Annotated in this window: 19 protein-coding genes; all 19 read left to right on the plus strand. The window is 52.3% G+C overall.

Going from position 1 to position 19,620, the window contains the following annotated elements; all coding sequences use genetic code 11:
- Positions 1–295: 295 nt before the first annotated feature.
- The 19 genes from Q8K39_RS21035 (at position 296) to Q8K39_RS21125 (ending at position 19,439) form a co-directional block, all read left to right on the plus strand.
- Positions 296–691, plus strand: coding sequence for a MerR family DNA-binding transcriptional regulator (locus Q8K39_RS21035; RefSeq protein ID WP_186955959.1), 396 nt, complete (start codon positions 296–298; stop codon positions 689–691).
- Positions 692–843: 152 nt separating this feature from the next.
- A complete protein-coding gene (locus Q8K39_RS21040; RefSeq protein ID WP_305263167.1) occupies positions 844–1,302 on the plus strand; it encodes a PaaI family thioesterase in 459 nt (152 codons plus the stop codon).
- A 66-nt stretch (positions 1,303–1,368) separates the two neighbouring features.
- Positions 1,369–2,553 (plus strand): isovaleryl-CoA dehydrogenase, encoded by a 1,185-nt coding sequence (locus Q8K39_RS21045; protein WP_305263168.1) that lies wholly within the window; start codon positions 1,369–1,371, stop codon positions 2,551–2,553.
- Positions 2,554–2,602: 49 nt separating this feature from the next.
- The gene (locus tag Q8K39_RS21050) at positions 2,603–3,532 is read left to right on the plus strand and encodes a pyridoxal-phosphate dependent enzyme (protein ID WP_305263169.1); all 930 of its coding nucleotides are present in this window, start codon (positions 2,603–2,605) and stop codon (positions 3,530–3,532) included.
- A 7-nt stretch (positions 3,533–3,539) separates the two neighbouring features.
- Positions 3,540–5,321, plus strand: a complete 1,782-nt coding sequence (aceK, locus tag Q8K39_RS21055) for a bifunctional isocitrate dehydrogenase kinase/phosphatase (protein WP_305263170.1) — start codon at positions 3,540–3,542, stop codon at positions 5,319–5,321.
- Positions 5,322–5,397: 76 nt separating this feature from the next.
- Positions 5,398–6,579, plus strand: coding sequence for an acetyl-CoA C-acetyltransferase (locus Q8K39_RS21060; protein WP_305263171.1), 1,182 nt, complete (start codon positions 5,398–5,400; stop codon positions 6,577–6,579).
- Positions 6,580–6,645: 66 nt separating this feature from the next.
- Entirely contained in the window at positions 6,646–7,314 is a 669-nt protein-coding gene (locus tag Q8K39_RS21065) for an SDR family oxidoreductase (RefSeq protein ID WP_305263172.1), read from the plus strand.
- Positions 7,315–7,358: 44 nt separating this feature from the next.
- Positions 7,359–8,492 carry an acyl-CoA dehydrogenase family protein gene (locus Q8K39_RS21070; RefSeq protein ID WP_305263173.1) on the plus strand — a complete coding sequence of 378 codons (1,134 nt, stop codon included), beginning with the start codon at positions 7,359–7,361 and terminating at the stop codon, positions 8,490–8,492.
- 93 nt (positions 8,493–8,585) lie between these two features.
- Positions 8,586–8,981, plus strand: coding sequence for a rhodanese-like domain-containing protein (locus tag Q8K39_RS21075; protein WP_305263174.1), 396 nt, complete (start codon positions 8,586–8,588; stop codon positions 8,979–8,981).
- 2 nt (positions 8,982–8,983) lie between these two features.
- Positions 8,984–9,367 carry a YchJ family protein gene (locus Q8K39_RS21080; RefSeq protein ID WP_305263175.1) on the plus strand — a complete coding sequence of 128 codons (384 nt, stop codon included), beginning with the start codon at positions 8,984–8,986 and terminating at the stop codon, positions 9,365–9,367.
- A gap of 8 nt (positions 9,368–9,375) precedes the next feature.
- Positions 9,376–10,998: a carboxyl transferase domain-containing protein gene (locus Q8K39_RS21085; protein WP_305263176.1), complete on the plus strand. Its 1,623-nt coding sequence runs from the start codon at positions 9,376–9,378 to the stop codon at positions 10,996–10,998.
- 12 nt (positions 10,999–11,010) lie between these two features.
- The gene (locus tag Q8K39_RS21090) at positions 11,011–11,487 is read left to right on the plus strand and encodes a hypothetical protein (protein ID WP_186955950.1); all 477 of its coding nucleotides are present in this window, start codon (positions 11,011–11,013) and stop codon (positions 11,485–11,487) included.
- A gap of 63 nt (positions 11,488–11,550) precedes the next feature.
- Positions 11,551–12,330 (plus strand): enoyl-CoA hydratase/isomerase family protein, encoded by a 780-nt coding sequence (locus Q8K39_RS21095; RefSeq protein ID WP_305263177.1) that lies wholly within the window; start codon positions 11,551–11,553, stop codon positions 12,328–12,330.
- Positions 12,331–12,391: 61 nt separating this feature from the next.
- Positions 12,392–12,937: a DUF1569 domain-containing protein gene (locus Q8K39_RS21100; protein ID WP_305263178.1), complete on the plus strand. Its 546-nt coding sequence runs from the start codon at positions 12,392–12,394 to the stop codon at positions 12,935–12,937.
- 14 nt (positions 12,938–12,951) lie between these two features.
- Positions 12,952–14,298 (plus strand): adenosylmethionine--8-amino-7-oxononanoate transaminase, encoded by a 1,347-nt coding sequence (gene bioA / locus Q8K39_RS21105; RefSeq protein WP_305263179.1) that lies wholly within the window; start codon positions 12,952–12,954, stop codon positions 14,296–14,298.
- Complete coding sequence (gene bioF, locus Q8K39_RS21110; RefSeq protein WP_305263180.1) at positions 14,295–15,560, plus strand: 8-amino-7-oxononanoate synthase; 1,266 nt, start codon at positions 14,295–14,297, stop codon at positions 15,558–15,560. Before bioA ends, bioF begins: the two co-directional genes overlap by 4 nt.
- Positions 15,560–16,255, plus strand: coding sequence for a dethiobiotin synthase (bioD, locus tag Q8K39_RS21115; protein ID WP_305263181.1), 696 nt, complete (start codon positions 15,560–15,562; stop codon positions 16,253–16,255). Before bioF ends, bioD begins: the two co-directional genes overlap by 1 nt.
- Before the next feature lie 12 nt (positions 16,256–16,267).
- Positions 16,268–17,296, plus strand: a complete 1,029-nt coding sequence (bioB, locus tag Q8K39_RS21120; protein WP_370868662.1) for a biotin synthase BioB — start codon at positions 16,268–16,270, stop codon at positions 17,294–17,296.
- 142 nt (positions 17,297–17,438) lie between these two features.
- Positions 17,439–19,439 carry an acetyl/propionyl/methylcrotonyl-CoA carboxylase subunit alpha gene (locus tag Q8K39_RS21125; RefSeq protein ID WP_305263182.1) on the plus strand — a complete coding sequence of 667 codons (2,001 nt, stop codon included), beginning with the start codon at positions 17,439–17,441 and terminating at the stop codon, positions 19,437–19,439.
- Positions 19,440–19,620: the final 181 nt, after the last annotated feature.

Below are 19,620 nucleotides of genomic sequence, written 5' to 3' on the forward strand. Positions count from 1 at the left end.
GGAGTGAACCCGGAGGGAATGGGCCAGAAACCTCGCCTGGCGTTGTTGTGCGTCGCTCACTTGGCTCGCCAAGCAGCGCTCCGCACGCCTAGCCAGACAAGGTTTCTCACCCATTCGCTTGACTAAAAGATATGTCAACACCCCCTATCTGCTACCTGTTTTCTCATTATGGATGACTCCAGAAGCGCTGGAATAGCCTACAATGCGATTTAAAACTATTTGACGTTAACGTCAACTGCATCAAGTGCAGATTGTAATCAGAAAACTGTTTCTGTGTTTTATCACCAGATTGACCATGGCCACCTATACCATTACCGAACTTGCCCGCGAATTTGATATTACCCCAAGGGCAATACGATTCTATGAAGACCAGGGTTTGCTTAGCCCTACGCGTGAAGGTCCCGGCGGCCGCAACCGTGTCTACACGACGCGGGAACGCACTCACCTGAAGCTGACCCTGCGCGGCAAACGCCTGGGCCTGAGTCTGTCAGATATCAAAAGCCTGGTCGATATGTACCGTTCTCCCAAGGATACTGAAGTACAGTTGCAGAGTTTCCTGGTGGTGTTGGCAAGGCACAGGGCGGCGCTGGAACAACAGCGGGAAGACATAGAAATCATGCTGGCGGAAATCAGCGCGCATGAAGAAAAAAGCCGTAGTTTGCTGGGGCAACTGGACCATGCGGAAAAATAAGATATTTTCGACAATACATATTATAAATACGACAAATTTGCTGATAAGTCGGTAGGTGAAAAGTAGCAAATCAATGAATTGACGTTTACGTAAACGTCAATTAGACGTATTATTTTTGTCTGAGATGGTTTTTCCGTAGTAATGGGGGCTTCATGAATAATCAGGCAACACAGTCACTGGATCACAAACTGGCACTGAGCTTGCTGGAAAGCTTTAATTCCCAGGGAGCTTTGATGGCCTGGAATGCACGTCTGACCAGCATCACCTCTGGTGCATGTGAAATCAGCCTGCCCTTCAGTGATGTCGTTAGCCAGCAGCATGGCTATTTCCATGGTGGTGTAATTGGCACGATAGCCGACGCGGCTGGGGGTTATGCCGCGAATACGCAATTGATGCCGGTGAGTGAGTGCTTAACCGCAGAGTACAAGATCAACATCGTTGCACCAGGCAAGGGCGATACCCTGATTGCCCGTGGAAAGGTCTTGAAGGCAGGAAAAACCCTGGTGGTATCCAGCGCCGACGTTTTTGTAGTCCATGAGGGAAAAGAAAAGCTTTGCGCCATCATGCAACAGACATTGTTTGTGATACCCAAGGCAGAATCGAAAATTTAGCATATAGACGGTACCAAGGCTGGTCACAAGCCAGCAATTTTAATTTTATAAAAGTGTGAGGACGACATGCTCCATTTACCAGGTTTGACTTTTGATCACGGCGAAGACATCGCCGCTTTGCGCGAAGCCGTGCAGCAATTTGCCCAGGCAGAAATCGCCCCGCGCGCTGCCGAGATAGACCGCAGCGACCAGTTCCCCATGGATTTGTGGCGCAAGATGGGCGGCCTGGGCATCCTGGGTGTGACTGTCAGCGAAGAATACGGTGGCGCCAATATGGGTTATCTGGCACATATTATTGCCATGGAAGAAATTTCCCGTGCTTCTGCCTCAGTCGGCCTGTCGTACGGTGCACATTCCAACCTGTGCGTGAACCAGATCAAGCGCAATGGTACAGAAGAACAAAAAGCAAAATACCTGCCAAAACTGATCAGCGGCGAACACATAGGCGCACTCGCCATGTCCGAGCCAAATGCCGGTTCCGACGTGGTCAGCATGAAACTGCGTGCCGACTGGAAAGGCGACCGCTGGGTTTTGAACGGCACCAAGATGTGGATTACCAATGGCCCAGATGCTGATACTCTGGTGGTGTATGCCAAGAATGACCTGGAAGCTGGCCCTCGCGGCATGACAGCCTTCTTGATAGAAAAAGGCTTTAAAGGCTTCAGCATTGCGCAAAAGCTCGACAAACTCGGCATGCGCGGCTCCCATACAGGCGAGCTGGTGTTCGAGGACTGTGAAGTTCCGGCAGAAAACGTGCTCGGTGGCTTGGGCAAGGGCGTCAATGTGTTGATGTCTGGTCTGGATTTTGAACGTACCGTCCTGTCCGGCGGCCCTCTGGGCATTATGCAAGCCTGTATGGACGCAGTAGTTCCTTATGTGCATGACCGCAAGCAATTCGGCCAGCCTATTGGTGAATTCCAGCTCATGCAGGGCAAACTGGCGGATATGTATTCCACCATGATGGCTTGCAAGGCCTATGTCTACGCTGTTGGCCAGGCTTGCGACCGCGCCACTACGCCAGAAGCAGTGCGCGCCCTGCGCAAGGATGCGGCGGGAGCGATTCTGTATTCGGCAGAAAAAGCTACCTGGATGGCAGGCGAAGCCATCCAGACCCTGGGTGGCAATGGCTATATCAACGAATACCCGGTAGGTCGCTTATGGCGCGATGCCAAGTTGTATGAAATTGGCGCGGGCACCAGCGAGATACGCCGCATGCTGATAGGCCGTGAATTGTTTGCAGAAACCAAATAAGTTAAATAAGCCAAACAAGCTGATTGTTGTAAACTGAGTCTATTTGACCATGACACATTTGCATATCCCTACACCGCTGCTGGAACACCGCGCTCTTTCAGCCAGCCTGGATAAACAGGTCTGGCTGAAGATGGAAAACAACCAGCCTTCCGGCTCTTTCAAGTTGCGTGGCATAGGCCTGATGTGCCAGCGTGCGGCGGAGCTGGGCGCTAAGCACTTTGTCTGCCCTTCTGGCGGCAATGCTGGTTTTGCTGCCGCCGTTGCTGGTGTGGCCCTGGGTTTGCAAACCACCATCGTCGTGCCGGAAACCACGCATGAAAGTGTGCGTGCGGCAATTCGCGCAATCGGTGCTACCGTCATCGTCGCTGGCAGCGTCTGGGATGAAGCCAATCAGGAGGCCTTGCGCCTGTGCGAACAACCGGGTGCCGTGTATATCCCGCCGTTTGATCATGCCGATATCTGGGATGGCAATGCCACAGTAATAGATGAAGTGGCAGGCAAACTCGATTTTGATGCCATCATCTGCTCGGTTGGTGGTGGTGGCTTGTTGAGTGGCATAGCCCTGGGGCTTGAGCGCAATGGCCTCGGCCACATTCCCATCATTGCCGCAGAAACCGAAGGCGCGGCTTCACTGCATGCAGCCGTTCAGGCAGGCGAACTGGTGACTTTGCCAGCGATTACCTCTATTGCCAGTACCCTGGGGGCAAGACGTGTTGCACAGCAGGCATTTGACTGGACACGCAAACGTACCATCCATACCGTGACCGTCAGCGATGCCCAGGCTGTGCAGGCTTGTCTGGCTTTTGCCGACGACATGCTGGCCCTGGTAGAGCCCGCTTGCGGCGCGGCACTGGCAGTTGCCTACCAGAACTTGCCTGTATTGGCTGAGTTCAAAAAACCACTGATTGTGGTTTGTGGTGGCATTGCCGTGGATTTAGGTAAACTACAGGCTTGGAAAAACCAGTTCCAGTTGACCTGAGCCTACTATGCCCCACACCCATTTCCCCAAATTGTTGTCTTCGCAAATCGCCTTTGATATCGCCAGGTCGATACTCGATGGCTTTGACAAACATTACCGCTTGTTCAGAGCCAGCAGTCAAAGGGCAAAGCAGCAATTTGAAACAGGCGACTGGAAGGCGGCACAAATTGCTGCACGCGACCGCATAGGCTATTACGACACCCGTGTGCGCGAATGTGTACAGGCGCTCGAAGACGAATATGCAGAAGAAGATCTCAGTGATGAGGTCTGGCGCGAAGTTAAACTGCATTACATGGGCATGCTGATCGATCATCTGCGCCCAGAGCTGGCCGAGACTTTTTTCAATACCGTCTGCACCAAGCTTTTGCACAGGAATTATTACCACAATGATTTCATTTTTGTGCGCCCGGCAACCTCGACCGAGTATCTGGAAAGTGAAGATACGCCACCGAGTTATCGAGTCTACTACCCGGCAACCGATGGCCTGAGCTTCACCATCAAGCGCATCGTCACCAACTTCCAGTTGAATGCCAAGTTTGAAGACCTGGACCGCGATGTGGCCCTGGTCGAAGCGCGCCTGCGCGAAAATTTTGGGCCCGCCAAGCTGGAGCCGAATCACCAGATACAAGTATTGGCCAGCCTGTTCTATCGCAACAAGTCAGCCTACATCATAGGCAAGGGTATCAATGGCAACAAGGAATATCCTTTTGTTATACCCGTCATGCACAAGCGCAAGGGTGAGCTGGTGCTTGATACCGTGATCTTTGACACCATGCTGATTACGGTATTGTTTTCTTTTACCCGTGCCTATTTCATGGTCGACATGGAAGTGCCATCGGCCTATGTGCAATTCATACGCAGCATCTTGCCCAAGAAGCCGCGCAGTGAAATCTACACCATGATAGGCCTGCAAAAGCATGGCAAGAATTTGTTTTATCGCGACTTTCTGCATCACCTCAAATACTCATCCGATCGCATAGAAGCCGCACCCGGCATACGGGGTCTGGTGATGCTGGTATTTGCGCTGCCGTCTTTCCCGTATGTGTTCAAACTGATCAAGGACAGCTTTCCTCCACCCAAGGAAACCACCAAGGCCCTGATCAAGGAAAAATACCTGCTGGTGAAAAACCATGACCGTGTAGGTCGCATGGCGGATACGTTGGAGTATTCGGATGTGGCATTCCCACGCTCGCGTTTTTCTGAAGAATTGTTGGCCGAGATCAGACAATACGCACCTTCATTATTGGAAGTAAATGATGATGAAGTCGTCATCAAGCATCTGTACATAGAACGCCGCATGACGCCGCTGAATATCTGGCTGACCGAAGCCGAGCGCGGTGGTGATATGGCTGCCATGGAACATGGCCTGAAAGAATACGGCAGCGCCATCAAGGACCTGGTGGCAGCAAATATTTTTCCTGGTGACATGCTGTATAAAAACTTCGGTGTCACCCGTCATGGTCGCGTCGTGTTTTATGACTATGATGAAATCGAATACATCACAGACTGCAACTTCCGCAAGATACCTTTGCCGCGTAATGAAGAAGACGAGATGTCTGCTGAGCCCTGGTATCCGATCGCGAAAAATGATGTCTTCCCCGAACAGTTTGGCACTTTCCTGTTGGGGAATAATAATGTCAGAAAATATTTTATGAAGCATCACGCTGACTTGCTGACCGCCGAATACTGGCAGGCCCGCAAGAAGCGCATAGTCGATGGCAAGGTGGATGATGTGTTTCCGTATCCGCAGGAAATCCGTTTTTGCAATCAGACCAGTAGTACAACTTAGCAGCTGCGTGCTTATTTGTTGCACGTAAGCTTTCATTAGTCAGGCAGTGAATCTGCTTTTATTTTTGGAGAACAAGATGAATGATCCTATCGTAATCGTTGGTGCAGCCCGTACCCCCATGGGTGCTTTCCAGGGCGATTTTTCTTCCCTGACAGCCAGCCAACTCGGTGCAGTTGCCATCAAGGCGGCGGTCGAGCGCGCAGGTATCAAACCAGAACTGGTAGAAGAAGTCTTGTTCGGCAATTGCCTGATGGCAGGCCAGGGCCAGGCCCCGGCACGCCAGGCTTTGCTGGCTGCGGGTTTGCCAGTTTCCACTGGCGCCGTGACTTTGTCCAAGATGTGCGGCTCAGCCATGAAAGCCACCATGATGGCATTTGACTCCATCAATGCAGGCAGCAATGAAGTCATCGTCTCCGGCGGTATGGAATCCATGACCAATGCCCCATACCTGATCCCCAAGGCACGTGGCGGTTACCGCATCGGTCACGGCATGATGTATGACCACATGATGCTCGATGGCCTCGAAGATGCCTACGACAAGGGTCGTTCCATGGGTACTTTTGCTGAAGACTGTTCAGCCAAATACAACTTCAGCCGCGAAGAGCAGGACGCATTTGCGATTGCCTCCGTCAAGCGTGCGCAAGCCGCAACTGCCGATGGTTCCTTCGTTTGGGAAATCGCCCCAGTGACGGTCTCTGGCCGCGGTGGTGATGTTGTCATCGACAAGGATGAAGGCCCGCTGAAAGCCAAGCTCGATAAAATCCCTGCACTGAAACCAGCCTTCAAGAAAGACGGCACAATTACCGCTGCATCTTCCTCTTCCATCAATGATGGCGCTGCTGCCCTGGTCTTGATGCGTGAATCCAAAGCCAAAGAACTCGGCCTGACACCGATCGCCAAAATCCTCGGCCACGCCAGCAATGCGCAAGAACCAGGCTGGTTCACGACTGCACCGGTAGGTGCCATCCAGAAGCTGTACAAAAAACTGGGCTGGACAACGGATGATGTTGATCTGTTTGAAATCAATGAAGCCTTTGCGACCGTGCCTATGGCAGCGATGAAAGAGCTGGGTATCCCGCACGACAAAATCAATGTGCATGGCGGTGCTTGTGCTTTGGGTCATCCTATCGGCGCATCTGGTGCGCGTATCATCATTACGCTGATGGGTGCCTTGAAGAAGCAGGGCAAGAAACGTGGCGTGGCTTCTTTATGTATTGGTGGTGGTGAAGGCACTGCACTCGCCATTGAAATGGTTTAAATTTTGCCGTAAGTCCCTTCCCTTCACGGGGGAGGGGATTTGAAAATTTTCGGACATTGGGGAAATATGCCAGTCGCTTTAATCATCGGTGCATCACGCGGTATAGGCCACGAACTGGCCATGCAATACAAGGCTGCAGGCTGGCGTGTCATCGCCACTGCGCGCAAGGAAGAAGATTTGGTTAGCTTGCAGTCAGCAGATTGCGAGCCGCTGCAGTTGGACGTGACTAAGCTCAGTGATTGCGCCGGGCTGGGTGAGCGTCTTGATGGTGAAAAAATCGATGTGGCTATCCTGAATGCCGGTGTTTTCGGCCCAAGAACCGAGGGCCTGACAGCACCAGACCTGCAACAGTTTGACGCTGTCATGCATACCAATGTCTTGTCGGCCATGCGGATCTTGCCTATCGTGTTGCCGCTGGTAGAAAACGCCCATGGCAGGCTGGCGGTAATTTCATCCAGCATGGCATCGATAAGTGAGCGCAGTAATCCTGCTGGCTGGTTATACCGTGCCAGCAAGACGGCATTGAATTCAGTATTGAAAGACGTGTCGCTGAGTACCGACAAGGCCATCTGTATCGCCATGGACCCAGGCTGGGTAAAAACCGATATGGGTGGTGATGGCGCAGAAATCACTGTCGATGTCAGCGTGGCAGGCATACGCCAGACTCTGGCCGCACTGAAGCCAGCCGACAATGGCAAGTATTTGCAATATACCGGCACAGAACACGGCTGGTAAAGCAGTCACAGTTACAGCAAAAATAGAATAGAAGACAGATCAATATGCTACTCACACCAGAACACGAAATGATACGCGACGCCGTGCGCGCCTTTGCCCAGGACCGTCTGGTGCCCAATGCCGCACGCTGGGACAAGGAACATCACTTTCCTGCAGAAGAGTTGAAAGAACTGGCGCAAATGGGTGCCTATGGTGTGGCCGTGCCAGAAGAGTTTGGCGGCGCCGGCATGGACTACCTGTCGCTGGCCCTGGTGCTTGAAGAAATTGCCGCCGGTGATGGCGGCACTTCTACCGTCGTATCCGTGAACAATTGCCCGGTCTGCAGCATCGCCATGATGTACGCCAATGACGCGCAAAAAAAACAGTGGCTGACTCCGCTGGCGCAAGGCGAAATGCTCGGTGCTTTTTGCCTGACTGAACCACATGCAGGCAGTGACGCCTCTGAATTGCGTACGACGGCAAAACGCGATGGTGATCATTACGTCATCAACGGCGTCAAGCAATTCATCACCAGCGGCAAATATGCCGATGTCGCCATCGTCATGGCTGTCACCGATAAGGAAGCAGGAAAGAAGGGCATTAGTGCCTTCTGGGTGCCAACCAGCACACCTGGCTATATCGTCGCCAGCCTGGAACAAAAGATGGGCCAGCATTCATCCGACACTGCACAAATCCTGTTCGAGAATTGCCGCATTCCGGCAGAAAACCTGATCTGTGAAGAAGGCATGGGCTACAAGATTGCCTTGTCCGGACTCGAAGGTGGCCGTATAGGCATAGCCTCACAATCAGTGGGCATGGCGCGCGCCGCATTTGAAGCAGCACTTGCTTATGCCAAAGACCGAACCAGTTTTGGCAAGCCTATCTTTGAACACCAGTCCGTGCAATTCAAACTGGCCGACATGGCGACCCAGATAGAAGCCGCCCGCCAGCTCATCTGGCACGCCGCCAGCATGAAAGATGCAGGCAAGCCCTGCCTGAAAGAAGCGGCGATGGCAAAATTGTTTGCGTCGGAAATGGCAGAAAAAGTCTGCTCGGATGCGATACAGATACACGGCGGCTACGGCTACGTCAGCGACTTCCCGGTAGAGCGAATTTACCGCGATGTGCGGGTTTGCCAGATTTATGAAGGTACCTCAGATATACAAAAGATTTTGATCGGGCGTGCACTGGCGGGTTGACACAAGAGACACAGAGAAAGCAGGTTTTCTCCCGGGTTTCTCTGTGTCTCTGTGCCTCTGTGGTGAGAGGTCTTGAATTTAAACGGAGACAGCATGAAAAAAGGTTACAAGCAACTGGTCGATGAAGCCAACGCCGAGATCAAAACCTATAGCGTGGCAGAAGCCCAGGCCAAACTCGCAGACGGCAATGTGCAGTTCATTGATGTTCGCGATATCCGCGAACTGGAACGTGAAGGCATCATCCCTGGTGCCTATCATGCGCCACGCGGCATGATAGAGTTTTGGGTTGATCCTGATTCGCCTTATTTCAAGCCCGTCTTCGGTGAGAAAAAAGAATTCATTTTGTTTTGTGCCGCTGGCTGGCGCAGTGCATTGACGACCAAGACCGTGCAAGACATGGGTCTGGAAAATGTCGCCCATATTGACGGCGGTTTCACTGCGTGGATGGCCGCCGGTGCGCCAGTCGCCATCAAGGAAAGCAAGAAGTAATAATGAGTAGCAAAGCATGCCCCTGTGGCTCGACTAAGAGTTTTGACCTATGCTGCGGCCCGTACATCAGCGGCGCAGCGGTAACATCTACGGCAGAAGCATTGATGCGTTCGCGCTATACCGCCTATACCCTGAACGATGAAGCCTATCTGCGTGCGACTTGGGATGAGCGGACTTGTCCCAAAGAACGTATTACGCATGATGACCCTACCAAATGGCTGGGTCTGGAAGTCAAGAAATTCAAGGCTGATGGTGACAATGCCACCGTGGAATTTGTTGCCCGTTACAAGATAGGTGGCAAGGCGCACAGGCTGCATGAACTCAGCCGTTTTGTGCGCTATGAAGGCAGGTGGTTTTACGTGGATGGCAGTTTTCCAGAAAAGTGAAAAAGATAATGACAACTTTAGATTCCAAACTCAATCCCCGCTCTGAAGAATTCAAAGCCAATGCAGCGGCCATGCAGGCCGTGGTGGATGACCTCAAAGAAAAGATCGCCAAAATTGCACTGGGCGGTGGTGATGAAGCACGCAAGAAACATCTGGCGCGCGGCAAGCTCTTGCCGCGTGACCGCGTACAAATGCTGCTTGATGCAGGCACGCCTTTCCTAGAGTTTTCGCAACTCGCTGCTTTCGACATGTACAAAGAAAAGAGCGGTGCCGATGCCGCTCCATCTGCCGGTGTCATCACTGGCATAGGCCGCGTGGCCGGGCAGGAATGCATCATCGTCTGTAATGATGCGACAGTCAAAGGTGGCACTTATTATCCCCTGACCGTCAAGAAGCATTTGCGGGCGCAAGAGATCGCAGAGCAAAATAACCTGCCTTGCATTTATCTCGTCGATAGCGGTGGTGCAAACTTGCCTAACCAGGATGATGTCTTCCCTGACCGTGATCACTTTGGCCGCATCTTCTACAACCAGGCCAATATGTCAGCCAAGGGCATACCGCAAATTGCAGTGGTCATGGGTTCCTGTACTGCCGGTGGTGCCTATGTGCCAGCAATGAGTGATGAGTCCATCATCGTCAAGAACCAGGGCACGATTTTCCTGGGTGGTCCACCGCTGGTGAAAGCGGCCACTGGCGAAGTCGTCAGTGCCGAAGACCTCGGTGGTGGTGATGTGCATACCCGTTTGTCTGGCGTGGTTGATCATCTGGCGCAAAATGACACGCATGCGCTGTCGCTGGCGCGTACTATCGTTTCGCACCTGAACCGCCAGAAACCACAAACCGTGGTCATGAAAGAAGTCGAAGAACCCAAGTTCCCTGCATCTGAATTGTATGGCGTGATACCGGTCGATACCCGCAAGCCTTTTGATGTGCGTGAAGTGATTGCCCGCATCGTCGATGGCAGCCATTTTGATGAATTCAAGGCACGGTATGGCACAACCCTGGTGTGCGGTTTTGCCCATATCCACGGCATGCCAGTCGGCATCATCGCCAATAACGGCATCCTGTTTTCTGAGTCTGCCCTGAAGGGCGCACATTTCATAGAACTGTGCTGCCAGCGCAAGATACCGCTGGTATTCCTGCAAAACATCACTGGCTTCATGGTGGGCCGCAAATATGAAAACGAAGGCATCGCCCGCAATGGTGCCAAGATGGTGACCGCAGTGGCGACGGCAAATGTACCGAAGTTTACCGTCATCATCGGTGGCAGCTTTGGTGCTGGTAACTATGGCATGTGCGGCCGCGCTTACTCACCACGCTTCATGTGGATGTGGCCAAATGCGCGCATCAGCGTCATGGGCGGTGAACAGGCCGCCAGTGTATTGGCAACAGTAAAACGTGATGGCATCGAAGGCAAGGGCGGCAGCTGGTCAGCCGAAGAAGAAGCGGCTTTCAAACAACCGATCAAGGACCAGTACGAACACCAGGGCCACCCTTACTATGCATCCGCACGCCTGTGGGACGATGGTGTCATCGACCCGGCAGATACGCGCATGGTGCTGGGCCTGGGCTTGTCGGCAGCTTTGAATGCACCGATACCGGATGTGAAGTTTGGCGTGTTCAGGATGTAGGTAGCAGATCAGATGATGAAAAAAACCTTTATTTCCGCCTTGTGTGCCTTAGCAGCCAGTCTGATGTTAAGCGGCTGTCTGAATGCTCCTTATATTGAGCCACAAAATGGGCAGACTGCTGAAATGGTAGTCAGAATCAGTCCAGCACGTAAAACCTTGTTTTATCTTAACAACTACGAAAATGCCGAGACTTGCTCTGGCGAACAAGGCATCATCAGTGATGCTAACAGGATCAGTATTTCCAAATTTAAATTTGCCGCTGATAAACTGACGACCCTGCGTTATGTGGAAATGCAGGGATCGGTTTCCTGCTCGATGAAATTCAGTTTCTTTGGAAAAGCTAATCATGTCTACGCCCTGGACAGTGTGACCACGACGGGCAACTGCAGTGTCAGATTATGGGATGCTACAGATATGAAGACGCTGGTGCCAGTCGCTATCATCAGCAGGGACAAGGGCCAGAATGCTTGTCCGAATTTCAAGCGTTAGATCCATACACCTATAGGTCGCATACCGTGGACAACTCTCAGCAATAGTGAAGGCTATATCAAAATGGAAACTTTAATTGTAGAAACCACGAATCAGCTGGCCACAGTCACGCTGATCCGCCCTGAGGTACGCAATGCATTTAATGAAACAACCATAGCCGAAATCACTGAGGTTTTTCGCAATTTGGATAAGGACGCCAGCATTCGTGCTATTGTGCTGGCCGCGAATGGTCCTGCTTTTTGTGCTGGTGCAGACCTCAACTGGATGAAAAAGATGGCCGATTACACCCATGAGGAAAACCTCGTGGATGCCGGTCAACTGGCTGAAATGCTGCATACCATCTATAGCTGCAGCAAGCCGGTAGTTGCCAAAGTGCAAGGTGATTGCTATGCGGGTGGCATGGGTCTGGTGGCAGCTTGCGATATTGCCGTCAGTGTGGATACAGCAAATTTTTGCCTTAGTGAAGTCAAGCTGGGCTTGATACCGGCGACGATTTCGCCGTATGTGATCAAGGCTATGGGTGAAAGCGCGGCGCGCCGTTATTTCATTACTGCCGAGCGTTTTAGCGCTGCTGAAGCATATCGCACAGGTTTTTTACATGAAGTGGTGGCGGCAGAGGCACTGGATGCCAAAGTGGCCGAGATCGTCAAGGCGCTGAGCAGCAATAGCCCAAATGCAGTGAAACAGGCCAAGCGCCTGGTACAGGATGTGGCCAGTCGTGAATTGACGCCAGCACTGATAGCGGCAACGGTAGAAGGTATAGCGCAGATGCGCGCATCGGATGAAGGCCGTGAAGGGGTACGTTCTTTCCTGGAAAAACGTAAGCCAAACTGGTTAAGTTGAATCTGGCTTGAAGATCAAGCGGATAGCAAGAATAGAATAGAGTGGAAAGGAGCTGGCAAAGATGACAAAGCGTAGACTGGTATTGACTGGACTGGGCGTATCTTTGCTGGCCGTAGCGGGCGCTGTGGCTTATCGCAAGTCCACAGTAGTCATCACTACAATTGCAGACATGCAGGCAAAACTTGCCAGTCTGAAATTGAATAAACTGGACAGCCTATCCGGCTGGCAGCCTTATAAAGTCTTTGTGCATCTGGCGCAAAGCATAGAGTATTCGATGACAGGTTACCCGGAAATGAAACCGGTTGCCTTTCAGAAAACGGCAGGCAGTGCCGCTTTTTATGCTTTTTCAGTCGTCGGTGCGATGACGCATAATCTGACTGAGCCCATACCAGGTGCACCAGCAATTGCTGAGAGTGGCGATGTGAATGCTGGTATCGATATGCTGATTGCCGCATTACAAAAATTTGAAAACCATGCGGGTGAGATCAAGCCGCATTTTGCTTATGGCAATTTGAGCAAGGCAGAATTTGCCCAGGCCCATGTCATGCATATAGAAAATCATTTGAAGGCGATGTCTTGCGAGCCTTGTGATTTAAAGGTGTTGTAAGAGTAATTTGCTAAATGTCTGGAAATAATTTGAATCAAGAAAATGACTGGGTAGCACGCAGCCTGCAGCATGTATGGCATCCGTGTACCCAGATGCAGCATCATGAAACCGTGCCGCTGATTCCCGTCAGCCATGGCCGCGGTGCATGGCTGTTTGATATGGAAGGCAAGCGCTATCTGGATGCCATCAGTTCCTGGTGGGTCAATCTGTTTGGCCATGCCAATCCACGCATCAACGCGGAATTGAAAGACCAACTCGACAAGCTTGAGCATGCGATGCTGGCCGGTTTTACCCATGCACCAGTCGTCGAATTATCCGAGAAACTGGCGGCCCTGACTAATCATGCCCTCGGCCATTGCTTCTATGCCTCTGATGGTGCATCGGCAGTCGAGATCGCCCTGAAGATGAGCTTTCATGCCTGGCGCAATGGTGGTCAGACTGAAAAACAAGAGTTTATTTGCATACAGGGCAGCTACCATGGTGAAACCGTGGGTGCGCTGGCAGTTACCGATGTTAGCCTGTTCCGTGAAGCCTATGGCCCCATGCTGCAGCGGGCTCATGTTGTCGCTTCACCCGACGCGCGTCTGGCTGAGGCTGGCGAAACTGCCTCCGATGTGGCCTTGCGCGCCGCCGCTGCACTGGAAGCAAAATTGCAGGAACGTGCAGGCAAGATTGCTGCCGTCATCATTGAACCGCTGGTACAGTGCGCGACTGGCATGGCCATGCATGACCCGGTGTATCTGAAGCGTTTGCGCGAATTGTGCGATCAGTATCAGGTCCATTTGATTGCTGATGAAATTGCCGTGGGCTGTGGCCGCACTGGTACTTTCTTTGCCTGCGAATCAGCCAATATCTGGCCAGACTTTTTATGCCTGTCAAAAGGCATTAGTGGTGGCTATTTGCCGCTGTCACTGGTGATGACGACAGATACTGTCTACCAGGCATTTTATGATGCCGATGTGCGCCGCGGTTTCTTGCATTCGCATTCCTACACCGGTAATCCGCTGGCATGCCGTGCAGCGCTGGCGACACTGGCGATTTTTGAAGATGACAAGGTCTTGCAAATGAACCGCGTCAAGGCAGATTTTTTGAACACTGCTTTTGCAGACTTGAAAAATGATGCGCGCGTGCGCCATTTCCGCCAGCAAGGCATGATTCTCGCCTTTGATGCGGTGGTTGATGATGCAGAACGCGCAGCGACATTTTCCCGCCGTTTTTTTGCTGCGGCCCTGAAGCAGGAATTATTAATGCGGCCTATAGGTCGCACAGTCTATATGATGCCGCCCTACATCCTTGAGCAGGATGAAATGAGCTTGCTGGCTCATAAAACCAGACTGGTATTTGAAGAGGTAATGGCATGAACGATGCTAGTAATAGCAATCCCGGCATACGCATAGCGACCCAGCGCAAATCCCTGATACAGGGTTTGCAGCAAGAGCTTGCCGTGCTGGATCAAAAACATTTATTGCGCCAGAGACGCACGGTAGAAACGCCATCAGCACCAAACATGAAAGTCGATGGCCGTGACTTGCTGGCGTTTTGCAGCAATGATTACCTCGGTCTGGCAGCACATCCCAAACTGGCAGAGGCCATGCAGGAAGGTGTTGCGCTGTACGGCGTAGGCAGTGGTGCATCACACCTCATCAGTGGTCATAGCCGTGCCCATGCTGTGCTGGAAGAACGCCTGGCCGAGTTTGTCTCACCGCATATCGATAACGCCCGCGCCCTGTATTTTTGCACAGGCTATATGGCCAATCTGGCGGTTATCACCGCGCTGGCCATCAATAAAGACACAACCGTATTTTCTGAAGCCCTGAACCATGCATCATTGATTGATGGTGCGCGCCTCTCGCGTGCCACCGTGCAGGTATTCCCGCACCGCGATTACACAGCGCTGGAACGCATGCTGCAACAATGCAAGACCAAGCACAGGGTCGTTGTCACCGACAGCGTCTTCAGCATGGATGGCAATATCGCTGAACTGGGTGCATTGCTGGCAATTTGCGAGCGTTATGATGCCTGGCTCATCGTTGATGATGCCCATGGCTTTGGCGTGCTGGGCCAGCATGGCCGTGGCGTGCTGGAGCACCTGAATATCAAGTCACCGAATCTGGTGTATATGGGTACGCTGGGCAAGGCTGCCGGTGTTGGCGGTGCCTTTGTTGCGGCTGACGCGACCGTGATTGAGTGGCTGGTACAGCGCGCTCGTTCTTACATTTATACGACCGCTGCCGCACCTGCACTGGCGCATGCCTTGCTGACCAGTATAGACATCATTGCAGGCGAAGAAGGCCAGCAAAGACGTGCACATCTGCAGAAACTGATAGGCCTGTTCAGCGATGGCCTGCATTTGCAAGTCTGGCAGGGCATGCCATCGGATACTGCCATACAACCCGTCCTCATTGGTGACAATGCTGCCATGCTGAGGGTAGCTGGCAATCTCATGGACCAGGGTTTGTGGGTAGGTGCGATACGCCCGCCTACCGTGCCTGTTGGGACGGCACGCCTGCGCGTGACACTGTCTGCCGCACATACTGAGATCCAGGTCCTGCAACTGGTGCAGGCGATTAACCGCCTGGATCAGATGAGTTATGTGGCCCAGTGTTTTGCCGAGGTGGCCTGATGCAAAAACGGCAGCATGACTTTTTCGTGACAGGCACCGATACAGAGATCGGCAAGACTCTGGTCAGCGCTGCCATGCTACATGCATTGCAGGCGCAAGGTTTGCGAAGCGTGGGCATGAAACCGATAGCCGCCGGGGCAGAAATGCGTGATGGCATCCTGCATAATGAAGATGTAGACATGTTGGTGGCAGCATCCAGCGTCAAGGCAGAGTTGACTCTGGTATGCCCTTACCTGATGCAGACACCAGCAGCGCCGCATATCGTCGCAGAGCTGGAAAATTTGAATATCGAACTGCCGCATATCGTCAACAGCTACCAGCAATTGTATGAACTCGCAGATGCTGTGGTAGTGGAAGGAGTCGGTGGTTTTTGCGTGCCACTGAATGCGCAAGTGACGACGGCAGACATGGCGCAAGCACTGGATTTACCAGTGATGCTGGTGGTTGGCATGCGCCTGGGTTGCATCAATCATGCATTGCTGACCGTTGAAGCCATCGCCACGCGAGGCCTGAAGCTGGCAGGCTGGGTTGCCAATACCGTTGACGCGAACATGCTGTACCCGCAAGAAAATATTGCCGCCCTGCGTGAGCGCATAGCAGCGCCCATGCTGGGGCATATTCCCCGTTTGAATGTTCCTGATCACGAGAAGGCAAAAGTTGCTGCCTCGTATCTGGATTTGAGTCAATTGAAGTAAAAGGAAACAAAGATGCAAGCTACTGATACGACTTTGCAAGCCATGCAATTCCAGCCACCGGTCAAGAAGATAGAAGCCGAGACCTGGCCCGTGGATGAAGTACTGGCTCTGTTTGATTTGCCCTTCAATGACTTGATGTTCCGGGCGCAAACTGCGCACCGCGCCAACTTCCCTGATGGCGATGTAGAGCTGGCGACCCTCTTGTCCATCAAGACCGGTGGTTGCGAAGAAGACTGCGGCTATTGTCCGCAAGCGGCGCGTTATGACACTGGCGTAGAAGCCAAGAAATTGCTGGATGTGCGCGAAGTGCTGGACGCTGCCAAAGCCGCCCGTGAAAACGGCGCAACCCGTTTTTGCATGGGTGCCGCCTGGCGTTCACCTAAAGACCGCGACATGGAAAAAGTAGAAACCATGGTGCGCGAAGTCAAGGCCATGGGTTTGGAAACTTGCGCGACTCTGGGCATGCTCAAGGAAGAACAGGCACAGCGTTTGAAAGATGCGGGTCTGGATTACTACAACCACAATCTTGATACTGCCCCCGAGTTTTACAGCAACGTGATTTCTACCCGCGATTACCAGGACAGGCTGGACACTCTGGGTCATGTGCGTAGCGCCGGTCTCAAAGTCTGTTGTGGTGGCATCGTCGGCATGGGTGAATCACGCCGCCAGCGCGCTGGCCTGATCGCGCAACTGGCGAACCTGAATCCTTATCCTGAATCGGTACCTGTCAATCATCTGGTGCAGGTAGAAGGCACGCCTTTGCATGGCCTGGACCCTCTTGATCCACTGGAATTTGTACGCACGATAGCGGTTGCCCGTATCACCATGCCCAAGGCGCGTGTGCGCCTGTCTGCTGGCCGTCGACAGATGGGTGAGGCAGTGCAGGCTATGTGTTTCCTGGCTGGCGCGAATTCGATTTTCTACGGCGATAAATTGCTGACTACGGCTAATCCAGAAGCACAGGATGACCGTGTCTTGCTCGACAAGTTGGGCTTGAAGACGCGTGGCAAGGTTGAGGCTAAAGCTGGTAGTTGTGGTTGATTAAAACCATAAATCTTCAGCACAGAGCACACAGAGAGAAAAATGAGACACAGAGGAAGGCAAAGTGAAGGAAGAGCCTTTTTCTGATGACAAATAATTGCAATTAATTATCGTCGATACATCCACCCAAAAGGTTAGAGACATGTTTACCAAAATCCTTATCGCCAACCGTGGCGAAATTGCTTGCCGTGTTGCTGCTACCGCACGTCGCATGGGCATCAAGACTGTCGCTGTGTATTCCGAAGCCGATGCCAACGCCAAGCATGTTGCAGTTTGTGATGAGGCAGTTTTGATAGGCCCTGCTGCCGCTAAGGAAAGTTATCTGCGCGCTGACAAAATCATTGAAGTCGCATTGGCGACTGGTGCGCAGGCGATACATCCTGGCTATGGCTTTTTGTCAGAAAACAGTGAATTTGCTGAAGCTTGCGCCAAGAATGGTATCGCCTTCATAGGCCCGCCTGCCTCGGCAATTCAAGCCATGGGCAGCAAGTCCGCCGCGAAATCATTGATGGAAAAAGCCAACGTGCCGCTGGTGCCGGGCTACCATGGCGATAATCAGGATGCTGATTTCTTGCATACCGAGGCTGACCGTATCGGTTACCCGGTTTTGCTGAAAGCCAGTGCTGGCGGTGGCGGCAAGGGCATGCGTGTTATTGAAAAATCTGCTGATTTCAAAGACGCACTGGCATCCTGCAAACGCGAAGCCATCAACTCTTTTGGTGACGATAAAGTGCTGGCAGAAAAATACCTGCAAAGACCACGTCATATAGAAATACAGGTGTTTGCTGATACTCACGGCAATTGCGTCTACCTGTTTGAGCGCGATTGCTCGGTACAGCGCCGCCATCAAAAAGTACTCGAAGAAGCACCCGCACCAGGCATGACGGCAGAACGCCGTGCCGCCATGGGTGATGCTGCCGTGGCTGCTGCAAAAGCAGTTGGCTATGTCGGTGCCGGTACGGTGGAATTCATCGCCAACCAGGACGGTTCTTTCTATTTCATGGAAATGAATACCCGTCTGCAAGTCGAACATCCGGTGACAGAAATGATCACTGGTACTGATCTGGTGGAATGGCAATTGCGTGTTGCTGCCGGTGAGAAACTGCCGCTGCAACAAAATGAATTACAGATACATGGTCACGCCATAGAAGCACGCGTGTATGCAGAAAATCCTGAAAAAGGTTTCCTTCCATCGATAGGTACTTTGCGTCATGCCCGCACCCCTGTTGCAGTGAATTTTGAACTCGGAGGTGCTACTGATCCGGCGGCTTTCCGTATCGATAGCGGTGTACGTGAAGGTGATACGATTTCCCCTTTCTATGACCCCATGATTGCCAAGATGATCGTCTGGGGCAAGGACAGGAAAGAAGCACTGGCTCGCATGGCACAAGCATTGGCGCAATATCAGATTGTTGGCTTGCACAGCAATATCGCCTTCCTGTCGCGTCTGGTCACCAGCACAGCTTTTTCTGGTGCTGATCTGGACACTGGCCTGATAGAGCGCAATCAGGCAGAACTGTTCCCGACACCGGTAGCGGCGAACCTGACTACGTTGGCACTGGCCGTCGTGTCCTTGCTGAACTCAGAGAAATCTACAAATGGTAGTGGTGACCCATGGCAATCCAGCCACGGCTGGCGCATGAACAGCCTGATGCAACGTAGTCTGCAATTCACTGAAGAAGAACAGACCCATGAAGTGCAGGTGACTTATTTGGCAGACGGCTGGCAAGTGCAGGCTGGTGCAGCGACAGCACAAGTCAAACTGGCGCTGGCGCATGAGAATGATATTGTCATCAAGATTGCAGACCAGACCGTGGCAGCCACCGTTGTGCGCGATGGTGAACATTTCCACGTCTTTAGTCAGGGCAGGCATACTGACCTGCATTACATCGATGCGCTGGCGCATGCCGGTGAAGCCGAGGCCGAGACTGGCCGCCTGACTGCACCCATGCCAGGAAAAATCGTTGCTGTGCTCGTCAACAAGGCGCAGGAAGTGAAGAAGGGCGATGCCCTGCTGATCATGGAAGCGATGAAGATGGAGCATACGATCTCTGCACCGCATGATGGTGTCATTGATGAAGTCTTGTATGCGATCGGCGATCAGGTGACTGAAGGGGCGCAGTTGCTAGCGTTTCAGCAGTAAGCTTGTCTGGAGTTCGTACCATAAAGCCAGCACTGTTGTGCTGGCTTATTTATTTCATCAGATCATTTAAGCAAAACAGATACACCAGCAAATCACCCCGCTGTGTTACTTGTACAAACCTGCAAGCAAGTCCATGATGAATACTTGAACAAGAAAAATCTGCAAAAAGCGATTTTTCATT

Origin of the sequence: Undibacterium sp. (genome assembly GCF_030683615.1) — a bacterium.
Lineage (GTDB): Bacteria > Pseudomonadota > Gammaproteobacteria > Burkholderiales > Burkholderiaceae_D > Undibacterium > Undibacterium umbellatum.